The sequence below is a fragment of the Duganella zoogloeoides genome (genome assembly GCF_034479515.1).
Classification (GTDB): Bacteria; Pseudomonadota; Gammaproteobacteria; order Burkholderiales; family Burkholderiaceae_D; genus Rugamonas; species Rugamonas zoogloeoides.
Window position 1 is genome coordinate 4017654 of record NZ_CP140152.1, and the last position, 12412, is coordinate 4030065.

Sequence of the window (12412 nt, forward strand, 5' to 3'; positions counted from 1 at the left end):
GTTATTTTTCGAAATGAGAACCAAGCCGCGGGATTAACCCTTGAGCCTATCGAGGTCTTCCACATTGATGGTGTCCAGATTACGGAACAGCACCACCAGGATCGCGAGGCCGATCGCTGATTCAGCAGCGGCCACGGTCAGGATGAAGAAAACAAAGATCTGGCCGGCTGCGTCGCCCAGGTAGTGGGAGAACGCGATGAAATTCATGTTCACTGCCAGCAGCATCAGTTCGATGGCCATCAGCAGAACGATGATGTTCTTGCGGTTCAGGAAAATACCAACGATCGAGATCGCGAACAGTATCGCGCCAAGAACCAGGTAGTGAGCAAGCGATAAAGTCATGGGGTCTCCTTATTCTCTGCCGAACCGGCCTCGACTTGTCCACGCGTGGTGACCGGGGCGATCTTGACGATCTTCAGGCGGTCGTTACGCTTGACGCGGACAGCGTCAGCCGGGTCGAAATGTTTGGTGTCCTTGCGCTTGCGCAGGGTCAGGGCCACGGCGGCAACGATGGCCACCAGCAGGATCGCCGCAGCGATCTCGAAGCCATAAACATATTTGGTGAAGATCAGGATGCCCAGTTCCTTGGTGCCGCCGATGTTACCGGCAGCAACGGCCTGGGTATCGAACGACAGGAACGACTTCCACAGCACGGCAGCCATTTCCAGCACGATGATCACGCCGACAAAGCTCGCTACCGGCAGGTAGCTCCAGAAGTTTTCGCGCAGCCTGCCGGTGTCGATGTCTAGCATCATCACCACGAACAGGAACAGCACCATGACCGCGCCGACATAGACCAGCACCAGCACGATGGCCAGGAACTCGGCTTCGAGCAGCATCCAGATGCCGGCGGCCGAGAAGAACGCCAGCACCAGGAACAGGGCCGCGTGGACCGGATTGCGGGCCGTGATAACGCGCGTGGCAGCCAATATCATGATGGCTGCAAAGGCGTAGAACAAAGCAGTTTTAAATTCCATAACTAACCCAAGAGACGTACAGTTTTTGTTTGAACCACCACTGCGGCGGAGAAGGCGCTAGCCGATGTTGCCGGCCTGCGCCCTGCCCCGCCTGTCGTCAGCGGTAAGGAGCGTCCGCGGCGCGTGCTTCGGCAATCTGGTTTTCGTAACGATCGCCCACGGCCAACAGCATTTCCTTGGTGTAGTACAGGTCGCCGCGTTTTTCGCCGTGGTATTCCAGCACGTGCGTTTCGACGATCGAATCGACCGGGCACGACTCTTCGCAGAAACCGCAGAAGATGCACTTGGTCAGGTCGATGTCGTAACGCGTGGTGCGGCGCGAACCGTCGTCGCGCTGCTCCGATTCAATCGTGATCGCCATCGCCGGGCACACTGCTTCGCACAGTTTGCAGGCGATGCAGCGCTCTTCCCCGTTCGGGTAGCGGCGCAGTGCATGCAGGCCACGGAAGCGCGGCGACATCGGCGTCTTCTCTTCCGGGTACTGCACGGTGATCTTGCGCGAGAACATATACTTGCCCGTCAGCGCCATCCCTTTGATCAGTTCGGTCAGCATGAAGCTGCCGATGAAGTCTTTTAAGCGTTCCATTTGTGTCTCTTCCTTAGTTCCAGATATTCCATGGGGAATGCATCCAACCAGCCACGAACACCAGGTACACCAGGGTCAGCGGAATGAACACTTTCCAGCCCAGACGCATGATCTGGTCGTAACGGTAGCGTGGGAAAGTACCGCGCACCCAGATGAAGACGGACACCAGGAAGAACGTCTTGGCGAACAACCAGAAGAAGCCGCCGAAACCGCCCCAGAATTCCAGGAACGCAAACGGTGCCGACCAGCCGCCGAGGAACATGATCGATGCCAAGGCCGCGATCAGGATCATGTTGGCGTATTCGGCCAGCATGAACATGGCGTACGCCATACCCGAGTATTCGACCATGTGACCGGCAACGATTTCCGACTCGCCTTCGACCACGTCGAACGGGTGGCGGTTACATTCGGCCAGGCCCGAGGTCAGGTACACCACGAACAGCGGCAGCAGCGGCAGCCAGTTCCACGACAGGAAGTTCACGCCATGCGAAGCCATCGTACCGGCCTGCTGGCTGGCGACGATATCGCCGAAGTTGAGCGAACCGGTAATCATCAGCACCACGACCAGCACGAAGCCCATCGGGATTTCGTACGAAATCATTTGTGCCGAAGCGCGCATTGCACCCATGAACGAGTACTTCGAGTTCGACGCCCAGCCGGCGATGATGATGCCGTAGACTTCCATCGACGTAATCGCCATCAGCAGCAGCAGGCCGGCGTTCACATTGGCCAGCACGGCTTCGGGACCGAAAGGCACCACGGCCCAGGCAGCCAGCGCCGGCATGATGGTCATGACCGGACCGATCACGAACAGGCCAGGATTGGCCTTGGCCGGGGTGATGATCTCTTTGAAGAGCAGTTTCAGTGCATCGGCGATCGGCTGCAGCAAGCCGCCGGGACCGACGCGGTTCGGGCCGATACGGATCTGGATGAAGCCGATCAGCTTGCGCTCCCACAGGGTCAGGTAAGCAACCAGGCCCATCAGTGGCAGCAGTACCACCACGATCTTGATCAGGTTCCAGACAATAGGCCAGACCGGGGCCAGCGGGCTGTTGGCGCCCAGGTCGTGCAACGTCGTGACGAATTCAGGCAACGCCATTATTTCACCTCTCCTGCTTTTTCAACGGTGATGGCACCGAACATGCTGCCCAGTGCAGCGGTCGAACGGTGGGCCGCAGCAACGCGCACGGCGTTCGCTGGCAGCTTGGCGTCAACGGTGGCAACCAGGACTGCGCTGCCGTTACCTTGCGTGACCTTGACGGTGTCGCCGGCCACCACGCCCAGCTGCTGCGCCAGTGCGCTCGACAGGTGCGCTTTCGGCGCAGCCGCGTCGGCCATCTTTTGCAGCGACTCGGCACGGCGCACCACGGCGTCGGCGAAGTAGATCGGCACGTCGGCGATACGTTCCACGCCGGTCGAGACCGAGGTCGAAGCCACGGCAGCTTGCGCAGCCTTGTTGTTGAGCTTGGCAGCAACGTCGAAGTTGCCGGCGCCCAGCACTTCGTCGCGGATCGCTTCCGAGGTGTCGTAGTCGAAACCGGACAGGCCGAGGATGTTACCCAGCACGCGCAGCACTTTCCAGGCAGGGCGGGTTTCCAGCAGCGGCTTGACGGTGCCGTTGAAGCTTTGCGCACGGCCTTCGCAATTGACGAACGTACCCGAGGTTTCGCTGAACGGCGAGACCGGCAGCAGCACGTCGGCGTAGTCCATGCCGTGCTTGAAGGCGGACATGACCACGACCATTTCGGCCTTGTTCAGTGCGGCAATCGCGGCTTGCGGATTGTGTGCGTCCAGTTCCGGCTCGACGTTGAGCAGCACGTAGGCTTGCTTGGCTTCGGTGAATGCCGGCGCGGTGGCGCCGTTGGCGTTGACGATGTAAGCGCCGACCGTGTTGGCCGCTTCGGTCAGATAACCGAGCGTGGCGCCAGTCTGCTCGGCCAGCCACTGGGCCGCTGCGTGCAGCGCGCCAGCTTGCGGGTGTTGCACGGCAGCGTTACCGAGGAAGATACCTTTGCGCTCGCCCGACACCAGCGAAGCAGCCACTGCCTTGGCAGCGTCCGATGCTTCGATGCCGTCGAAACCGGCAGGTGCAGCCACCGACTTGGCGGCAGCAACGGCGGCGACGATTTGCGACAGGCTTGATAACCATTCGCTAGGAGCGGCGATGACTTTGCTCGACACATTCATCAGCAGGTCGTCGTCGGTGGCGTGCAGCACGGACAGCTTGGCGCCGCCCTTCACTGCCGCGCGCAGGCGGGTGGCCAGCAGCGGATGGTCCTTGCGCAGGAACGAGCCGATCACGAACGCGCGGTCGAGCTGACCGAAGTCGTTGATCGACATGCCCAGCCACGGCGTCACGCCTTGCAGCGAGAAGTCGGACTGGCGCAGACGGGTGTCAACGCTGGTCGAACCCATGGCGCGGGTGAGCTTTTGCAGCAGGTGCAGTTCTTCGAGCGTGGAGTGCGGCGTGGCCAGGGTGGCCAGCGCGTTCTCGCCATGCTCGTGGCGGATGTTTTTCAGGCCGTGCGCCACGTATTCGAGCGCGGTCTGCCAATCGACTTCTTTCCACTCGCCGCCTTGCTTGAGCATAGGCTGGGTCAGGCGGTCGGCGGCTTCCAGGCCTTCGTACGAGAAGCGGTCCTTGTCGGAAATCCAGCACTCGTTGACGGCGTCATTTTCCAGCGGCAGCACGCGCTTGACCTTGCCGCCCTTGACTTGCACGATCAGGTTAGCGCCCAGGCCGTCATGCGGCGAGACCGATTTGCGGCGCGACAGTTCCCACGAACGGGCGCTGTAGCGGAATGGCTTCGACGTCAGCGCGCCGACCGGGCACAGGTCGATCATGTTGCCGGACATTTCCGAGTTGACGGTCTGGCCGACAAACGAGGTGATTTCCGAGTGTTCGCCACGGCCGATCATGCCCAGTTCCATCACGCCGGCCACTTCCTGGCCAAAACGTACGCAACGGGTGCACTGGATGCAGCGCGCCATCTCCTGCATCGAGACCAGCGGGCCGGCGTCTTTCGGCACGACCACGCGCTTGTCTTCTTCGTAGCGCGATTCGCTCTTGCCGTAACCAACTGCCAAGTCTTGCAACTGGCACTCGCCGCCCTGATCGCAGATCGGGCAGTCCAGCGGGTGGTTAATCAAGAGGAATTCCATCACCGACTTCTGTGCCTGCACAGCCTTGTCGGACGCAGAACGCACGATCATGCCGGCCGATACCGGCGTGGCGCAGGCAGGCAGCGGCTTCGGTGCTTTTTCCACTTCGACCAGGCACATGCGGCAGTTGGCGGCGATCGACAATTTCTTGTGATAGCAGAAGTGCGGGATGTACGTCCCCAGCTTGTTGGCGGCGTCCATCACCATGCTACCAGCAGGGACTTCGACTTTTTTGCCGTCTATTTCGATTTCAACCATGGTGATTGTTACCAGCTTTTAGATATATGCGGGCACACAGCAATTCTTGTGCTCGATATGGTGTTCAAATTCTTCGCGGAACTGCTTGATGAACGCACGCATCGGCATCGCCGCAGCGTCGCCCAGCGCGCAAATCGTGCGGCCCTGGATGTTGTCGCAAATGGAGTTCAGCACGTCCAGATCGGAAGCACGGCCCTGGCCGTTTTCGATGCGATGGATCATGCGGTACATCCAGCCCGTGCCTTCGCGGCAAGGGGTGCACTGGCCGCACGACTCTTCGAAATAGAAGTACGCCAGGCGTTCCATGGCCTTGACCATGCAACGGGTTTCGTCCATGACGATGACCGCGCCCGAACCGAGCATCGAGCCCGCCTTGGCGATCGAATCATAGTCGAGGTCGGTTTGCATCATGATCTCGCCACGGATCACCGGCGACGAGGAACCGCCAGGAATCACGGCCTTGATCTTTTTGCCGCCGCGCATGCCGCCAGCGAGCTCGAGCAGCTTGGCAAACGGGGTGCCCAGCGGGACTTCGTAGTTGCCCGGACGTTCGACGTCGCCCGAGATCGAGAAGATCTTGGAACCGCCGTTGTTCGGACGACCGATGGCCAGGTATTTTTCCGGGCCCATGTTCAGGATGAACGGCACCGCTGCAAAGGTCTCGGTGTTGTTGATCGTGGTTGGCTTGCCGTACAGGCCGAACGACGCCGGGAACGGCGGCTTGAAGCGTGGCTGACCCTTCTTGCCTTCCAGGGATTCGAGCAGCGCAGTTTCTTCGCCGCAGATGTAGGCGCCGTAACCGTGGTGCGCGTGCAGCTGGAAGCTGAACTCGCTACCCATGATGTTGTTGCCCAGGAAGCCGGCAGCGCGCGCCTCTTCCAGCGCTTCTTCAAACAGCTGGTACTCGGCGAAAATTTCGCCGTGGATGTAGTTGTAGCCGACGGTGATGCCCATCGCGTACGCGCCGATGGCCATGCCTTCGATCAGTGCATGCGGGTTGTAACGGATGATGTCGCGGTCCTTGAAAGTGCCAGGCTCGCCCTCATCTGTATTACATACCAGGTACTTCTGGCCCGGGAACTGACGGGGCATGAAGCTCCATTTCAGGCCGGTCGGGAAGCCCGCACCGCCACGGCCGCGCAGCGACGACGCTTTCAGGTCGGCGATGATCTGTTCCGGGGTGATCTTTTCTTCGATGATGCGGCGCAGGGCGCTGTAGCCGCCGCGCTTGACGTAATCTTCGAGGTGCCAGTTTTCGCCGTCGAGGCCGGCGAGAATGACAGGATCGATGTGACGATTGTGGAGTGACGTCATTTGGCGCTCCCGCTCAGTTCACCGACCAGGGTGTCGATTTTATCGTTGGACATGAAGCTACACATGCGGTGATTGTTCACCAGCAGCACCGGTGCGTCGCCGCAGGCGCCCATGCACTCCCCTTCCATCAGCGTGAATTCGCCGTCGTCCGTGGTGCCACGGTAGTCGATGCCCAGCTTTTGCTTGAGGTGCTGCGCAGCGCGCTCGCCACCGGACAAGGCGCATGGCAGGTTGGTGCACACGGTGATCTTGTGCTTGCCGATGGGCTTGAGGTTGTACATATTGTAGAAAGTGGCCACTTCCTGCACCGCGATTGCCGGCATGCGGATGTAGTCGGCCAGTTCCTGCATGGTTTCCGGCGAGATCCAGCCCAGTTCGACCTGGGCGTGCGCCAGCGCCGCCATCACGGCGGACTGACGCTGGTCGTCCGGGTACTTGGCCAGCTCGCGGTCGATTTTTTGATAGCACTGCTCTGATAACAACATACTTTTTGCCTCTTAGCGGTCAATACTGCCGAACACGATGTCCTGCGTACCGATGATGGTCACGGCGTCGGCAATCATGTGGCCGCGCGACATTTCGTCCAGCGCTTGCAGGTGCACATAGTCTGGCGTGCGCAACTTCATGCGGTATGGCTTGTTGGCGCCGTCCGACAGCAGGTACACGCCAAACTCGCCTTTCGGGTGTTCCACGGCGGCATACGCTTCGCCTGGTGGCACGTGGAAGCCTTCGGTAAACAGCTTGAAGTGGTGAATCAGCGATTCCATGTTGGTCTTCATGTCCACGCGGCTAGGCGGGGCAACCTTGTGGTTGCTGGTGATGACCGGACCCGGGTTGTTGCGCAACCACTCCACGCACTGCTTGATGATCTTGTTCGACTGGCGCAGTTCTTCCACGCGCACCAGGTAGCGGTCGTAGCAGTCGCCGTTGGTGCCGATGGCCACGTCGAAGTCCATCAGGTCGTACACTTCGTACGGCTGGTGCTTGCGCAGATCCCACTGGATGCCCGAACCGCGCAGCATGGCGCCGGTAAAGCCCATCGCCAGCGCATCTTCCGGCGTCACGACACCGATGCCGACGGTCCGTTGCTTCCAGATTCGATTATCGGTCAACAGGGTTTCGTACTCGTCCACGTAGCCTGGGAAACGGTTGGTGAACGCTTCGATGAAGTCGAGTACCGAACCCTGGCGGTGTTCGTTCAGGTCGGCAATCGCCTTGGCCGAACGGATGATCGATGGCTTGTGCTGCGGCATCGCGTCCGGCAGGTCGCGGTACACGCCGCCCGGGCGGTAGTAGGCCGCGTGCATGCGCGCGCCCGATACGGCTTCGTACACGTCGAACAAGTCTTCGCGGTCGCGGAAGCAGTACAGGAACGGGCCCATGGCACCGACGTCGAGCGCGTGCGCACCGAGCCACATCAGGTGGTTCAGGATACGGGTGATTTCATCGAACATCACGCGGATGTATTGCGCGCGCAGCGGCACTTCCAGGCCCAGCAGCTTTTCGATTGCCATCACGTACGCGTGCTCGTTGCACATCATCGACACGTAATCGAGGCGGTCCATGTACGGCACCGACTGCAGGTAGGTCTTTTGCTCGGCCAGCTTCTCGGTACCGCGGTGCAGCAGGCCGATGTGCGGGTCGGCGCGCTGGATCACTTCACCGTCGAGCTCAAGCACCAGGCGCAGCACGCCGTGCGCGGCCGGGTGTTGCGGACCGAAGTTCAGGGTGTAATTCTTAATCTCAGCCATTATTTAATCCCGTAGTTTTCTTCGCGGATCACGCGCGGCACGTTTTCACGCGGCTCGATGGTGACCGGCTGGTAGATCACGCGCTTCTGCTCGGGGTCGTAACGCATTTCGACATAGCCCGACACCGGGAAGTCCTTGCGGAACGGGTGGCCGATGAAACCGTAATCGGTGAGGATACGGCGCAAGTCGTTGTGGTTCTCGAACAGGATGCCGAACATGTCGAACGCTTCGCGTTCGAACCAGTTCAGGCAGCGCCACAGCGGCGTCAGTGACGGGAATACCGGCATGTCGTCATCCTGCGCAAAGCAGCGCACGCGCACGCGCCAGTTGTACTTGAGCGACAGCAGGTGGATCACGACCGCGAAACGCTGGCCGTCCCAGCTGCCTTCGCCATAGGTCATGTAATCGACGCCGCACAGGTCGATGGCCTGCTCGAAACCGAGCGACGCATCGTCGCGCAGGGTCTGCATCACGCCATAGTAGTCGGCTTGCTTGACGGTGATGGTGATCTCGCCGAGCGCCACGACCGTACTAACGCGTTCGCCCAGGGCAGTGCCGAGGGCGGTTTGGAGTTGTTCTAATTTGGTAGTCATCGTGCGATGGTGTTGGTACGCTTGATCTTGTTCTGCAGCTGCATGATGCCGTACAGCAGCGCCTCAGCGGTGGGCGGACAGCCTGGCACGTACACGTCGACCGGCACGATGCGATCGCAGCCGCGTACAACCGAGTACGAGTAGTGGTAGTAGCCGCCGCCATTGGCACAGGTGCCCATCGAGATGACCCAGCGCGGTTCCGGCATCTGGTCGTAGACCTTGCGCAGCGCAGGGGCCATCTTGTTGCACAGCGTGCCGGCCACGATCATCACGTCGGACTGACGCGGCGAAGGACGGAACACCACGCCGAAGCGGTCCATGTCATAACGGGCCGCGCCCACGTGCATCATTTCAACCGCACAGCAGGCCAGACCGAACGTCATCGGGAACATCGAACCCGTACGCGCCCAGTTGATCAGCTTGTCAGCCGAGGTAGTGATGAAACCTTCGTTTAATACGCCTTCAATAGCCATGGCTTATTCCCAATCAAGGGCACCTTTCTTCCAGATATACCAAAAACCGACCACGAATTCAGCGATGAAGCTCATCATCACCAGGAATCCGTTCCAGCCCAGTTCGCGCACGGAGACGCCCCAGGGGAAGAAGAATGCCGTTTCCAGATCGAACAAAATAAAGAGGATAGCGACGAGGTAGTAACGCACGTCGAATTTCATGCGCGCATCTTCGAAAGCTTCGAAGCCGCATTCATACGGGGACAGTTTGGCGAAGTCAGGCTTGTTTGGTCCGAGCACGTGGCCCAGCACCTGGGGAAGGATACCTACGCCGAGACCGACGAGGATGAACAACAGAACGGGGAGATAATTTTCGAGGTTCACGATTGATGAGCTTTTATTGAACGCTTGGTTTGAAGGACCACACTGCGATGTTTTGCGGTGCTCTTTACGTTCGCCCCAATCGTACAACTTAGACCAGGATCGAACGACACATCCTCGTAAAAAAGCCAGCTCAGGCACTACTCCCTTGCTGGCCTCTAAATTTTTGGTGCCGACGACGAGACTCGAACTCGTACAGCTTGCGCCACTACCCCCTCAAGATAGCGTGTCTACCAATTTCACCACGTCGGCATTCTAAGGCCGCTATTCTACTGCGTTTCTGCCGGCTTGTTAATGCCGTATTGCGAAAAAACAAGAAGAAAAACGATAAATATTTACTTCTCGGTACACTGGTTTAACTTTTGCCCACCAATGCGCCATTTCACTGCGTGTCACTGCCGATAACTGCCAAAACATTGAGCAACGTACTGCCTTTGTTGCCCAACGTTGTATTCCAAGACCGCTATTATATTACTTTGGGATGGAATTTGCAGGAGCCGGTGCAGGAGTTTGTGCAGCCGGCGCAGTTGGCTGCCCGGCAGGTGCTGCAGGCGCGGGCGTCGGCGCGTTCGGAATGCCGGCCGAACCGGTGGTTGGCGCGGTTGCCGGTACGGTTGGCAGGGCCTTGTCCATCACGCCGCCGCTGACGGCGCCGTTGTTGTGCTGGGTGGAGATGTACGCCAGGGCCAGGGTGGCGCTGAAGAAGATCGCCGCTGCCACACCGGTGGACTTGGACATGAAGTTCGAGGAGCCGGTGGCGCCGAACAGGCTGCCGGAAGCGCCGGAGCCGAAGGCTGCGCCCATATCGGCGCCCTTACCGTGCTGCAGCAAGACGAGGCCGATAATGGCCAGGGCCGAGACGACTTGGATGATGACTACCAGGTTGAACATGCTGCTCATGATATTCCATTCAAAATTAAATAGTTTTGTATCGTTTTGTTTCCAACCTGCCAATAGCGCGCGACAGGCTGGATTAACTGCATTTTTACAACAGTACTTCTCGTTAAGGGTAAACCCTTAATGTCCTGCTCAGGCGTGGATGATGGCGAGGAAATCTGCTGCCTTCAGTGCGGCGCCGCCGATCAGGCCGCCGTCGATGTCGGCCTGGGCCAGCAGTTCGACCGCGTTGTCCGGCTTCATGCTGCCGCCGTACAGGATCTGGATCTTGGCAGCGACCTGCTCGCTTTTCTTGGCCACGCAGCCGCGCAGGAAGAAATGCGCTTCCTGGGCCATCTGCGGGGTGGCGGTCTTGCCGGTGCCGATCGCCCACACCGGCTCGTAGGCCAGCACGACTTTATCGAGCTGATCGACCGGGATGACGTCAAGCGCAGCCTGCAACTGGGCGCAGATCACGGTTTCGGTATTGCCCGCTTCGCGGTCGTCCAGGGTCTCGCCCACGCAGATCACGGGGGTGAGGCCGGCGGCCAGCGCCACCACGGCTTTTTGCGCAACCAGCTCATTGGTCTCGCCGTGATACGCACGACGCTCGGAGTGGCCGACCAGCACGTATTTCGAACCGAAGTCGGTCAGCATGGCCGCTGCCACTTCACCAGTATAGGCGCCGCTGGCGTGGATCGACAGGTCCTGGCCGCCCCAGGCGACCGGGGTGGCATTCAATTCCTGTTCGCACTGGGCGAGGTAGGGGGCAGGCACGCAGACCGCGCAATCGGCGCGGTCGTTGACATCCTTGAGGCCGGAGACGATGCCGGACAACAAGGCCGCGTTGGCGGCGCGGTTGCCGTTCATTTTCCAATTGCCGATAACGAGTTTGCGTCGCATAGTAGCCTAAATTTTCAATAACCTATGATTTTACCGCGCCCGCCGACAGTGGGTCAAACTTGCATCGGTGAATTTGTTGTTTTGGTTGCAAGAGCTACGTGCTTAAATCACTTGCAGCATGATCTTGCCGACGTGGGTGCTGCTTTCCATCAGTTCATGCGCCCTGGCCGCCTGCTCGAGCGGAAACACCGTGTGGATCACCGGCTTGATCTTGCGCTCGGCCATCAACGGCCACACGTGCTTGAGCAGGTTTTTGGCTATCGCGCCCTTGAACTCCACCGAACGCGGTCGCAGCGTGGCACCGGTGATGGTCAGGCGGCGATACAGCATCTGCCCCAGGTCCAGCGTGGTCTTGGCGCCGCCCAGCGTGGCGATCAGCGCGATGCGGCCATCATCGGCCAGGCACGCCACTTCGCGCGGCACGTAGTCGCCGCCCACCATGTCGAGGATTACATCGACGCCACGGTCGTTGGTCAGCGACTTGACCACGTCAACGAAATCCTCGGTCTTGTAATTGATGCCGCGCTCGGCGCCCAGTTCCTGGCATGCAGCGATCTTGTCGGCGCTGCCGGCGGTGGCAAACACGCGGTGACCCAGGGCGCTGGCCAGCTGGATCGCCGCCACGCCGATACCGGAGGTACCGCCCTGCACCAGCAGGGTTTCGCCACCGGTCAACCGGGCGCGGTCGAATACATTGCTCCACACGGTGAAATAGTTTTCCGGAATCGTCGCCGCTTCCAGCATGCTCCAACCCTTGGGCACGGGCAGCACCTGCTCGATGGGCGCCACGCAGTATTCGGCGTAACCACCGCCCTGCACCAGCGCGCACACGTGGTCGCCGATGTCGAAGGTAGAGTAGTCGAGGTCGCCGTCGACGATCTCGCCGGCTACTTCCAGTCCTGGCAAATCCGACGCGCCCGGTGGCGGCGCGTAAGCGCCCTTGCGTTGGAAGACGTCGGGGCGGTTGATGCCGGCCACGTGCACCTTGATCAGCACTTCGCCGGTTTTCACGACCGGCATGGGGCGCTCGCACAGCTTCAGCACTTCGGGCGAACCGGGTTGGGTGATTTCAATCGCGCGCATGGTGGACCTCTGCAAATTTTAAAGAAAAGATTGTACGCGAGGCTACAGCGCCACGCAGGCGGGCGCACGGCTGCGC

Annotated in this window: 14 protein-coding genes and 1 tRNA gene; all 15 read right to left on the bottom strand. The window is 60.1% G+C overall.

The window, feature by feature from the left end; translation table 11 throughout:
• Positions 1-33 precede the first annotated feature (33 nt).
• The 15 genes from nuoK to SR858_RS17790 all read right to left on the bottom strand — a co-directional run bounded on the left by nuoK (position 34) and on the right by SR858_RS17790 (position 12336).
• On the bottom strand, positions 34-342 hold the full coding sequence (nuoK, locus tag SR858_RS17720) for an NADH-quinone oxidoreductase subunit NuoK (RefSeq protein ID WP_019920323.1): 309 nt from the start codon (positions 340-342) through the stop codon (positions 34-36).
• The gene (locus SR858_RS17725; RefSeq protein WP_019920324.1) at positions 339-977 is read right to left on the bottom strand and encodes an NADH-quinone oxidoreductase subunit J; all 639 of its coding nucleotides are present in this window, start codon (positions 975-977) and stop codon (positions 339-341) included. Before SR858_RS17725 ends, nuoK begins: the two co-directional genes overlap by 4 nt.
• Positions 978-1074: 97 nt before the next feature.
• Positions 1075-1563, bottom strand: coding sequence for an NADH-quinone oxidoreductase subunit NuoI (gene nuoI / locus SR858_RS17730; RefSeq protein ID WP_019920325.1), 489 nt, complete (start codon positions 1561-1563; stop codon positions 1075-1077).
• Positions 1564-1576: 13 nt separating this feature from the next.
• Positions 1577-2662 (bottom strand): NADH-quinone oxidoreductase subunit NuoH, encoded by a 1086-nt coding sequence (nuoH, locus tag SR858_RS17735; RefSeq protein ID WP_019920326.1) that lies wholly within the window; start codon positions 2660-2662, stop codon positions 1577-1579.
• The gene (nuoG, locus tag SR858_RS17740; RefSeq protein ID WP_026637002.1) at positions 2662-4983 is read right to left on the bottom strand and encodes an NADH-quinone oxidoreductase subunit NuoG; all 2322 of its coding nucleotides are present in this window, start codon (positions 4981-4983) and stop codon (positions 2662-2664) included. Before nuoG ends, nuoH begins: the two co-directional genes overlap by 1 nt.
• A gap of 18 nt (positions 4984-5001) precedes the next feature.
• Positions 5002-6297, bottom strand: coding sequence for an NADH-quinone oxidoreductase subunit NuoF (gene nuoF, locus SR858_RS17745; RefSeq protein WP_019920328.1), 1296 nt, complete (start codon positions 6295-6297; stop codon positions 5002-5004).
• Positions 6294-6782 carry an NADH-quinone oxidoreductase subunit NuoE gene (nuoE, locus tag SR858_RS17750; protein ID WP_019920329.1) on the bottom strand — a complete coding sequence of 163 codons (489 nt, stop codon included), beginning with the start codon at positions 6780-6782 and terminating at the stop codon, positions 6294-6296. The genes nuoF and nuoE overlap by 4 nt, the downstream gene beginning before the upstream one ends.
• Positions 6783-6794: 12 nt before the next feature.
• Positions 6795-8048, bottom strand: coding sequence for an NADH-quinone oxidoreductase subunit D (locus tag SR858_RS17755; protein ID WP_019920330.1), 1254 nt, complete (start codon positions 8046-8048; stop codon positions 6795-6797).
• Entirely contained in the window at positions 8048-8641 is a 594-nt protein-coding gene (locus tag SR858_RS17760; protein ID WP_019920331.1) for an NADH-quinone oxidoreductase subunit C, read from the bottom strand. Before SR858_RS17760 ends, SR858_RS17755 begins: the two co-directional genes overlap by 1 nt.
• Positions 8638-9114 carry a NuoB/complex I 20 kDa subunit family protein gene (locus SR858_RS17765; protein ID WP_019920332.1) on the bottom strand — a complete coding sequence of 159 codons (477 nt, stop codon included), beginning with the start codon at positions 9112-9114 and terminating at the stop codon, positions 8638-8640. The genes SR858_RS17760 and SR858_RS17765 overlap by 4 nt, the downstream gene beginning before the upstream one ends.
• A gap of 3 nt (positions 9115-9117) precedes the next feature.
• A complete protein-coding gene (locus SR858_RS17770; RefSeq protein ID WP_026637003.1) occupies positions 9118-9477 on the bottom strand; it encodes an NADH-quinone oxidoreductase subunit A in 360 nt (119 codons plus the stop codon).
• A gap of 164 nt (positions 9478-9641) precedes the next feature.
• Positions 9642-9726: transfer RNA gene (locus tag SR858_RS17775), tRNA-Leu, on the bottom strand.
• Positions 9727-9945: 219 nt separating this feature from the next.
• Positions 9946-10374, bottom strand: a complete 429-nt coding sequence (gene secG, locus SR858_RS17780; RefSeq protein WP_019920335.1) for a preprotein translocase subunit SecG — start codon at positions 10372-10374, stop codon at positions 9946-9948.
• 129 nt (positions 10375-10503) lie between these two features.
• On the bottom strand, positions 10504-11253 hold the full coding sequence (gene tpiA, locus SR858_RS17785; protein WP_026637004.1) for a triose-phosphate isomerase: 750 nt from the start codon (positions 11251-11253) through the stop codon (positions 10504-10506).
• 102 nt (positions 11254-11355) lie between these two features.
• The gene (locus SR858_RS17790) at positions 11356-12336 is read right to left on the bottom strand and encodes an NAD(P)H-quinone oxidoreductase (protein WP_019920337.1); all 981 of its coding nucleotides are present in this window, start codon (positions 12334-12336) and stop codon (positions 11356-11358) included.
• Positions 12337-12412: the final 76 nt, after the last annotated feature.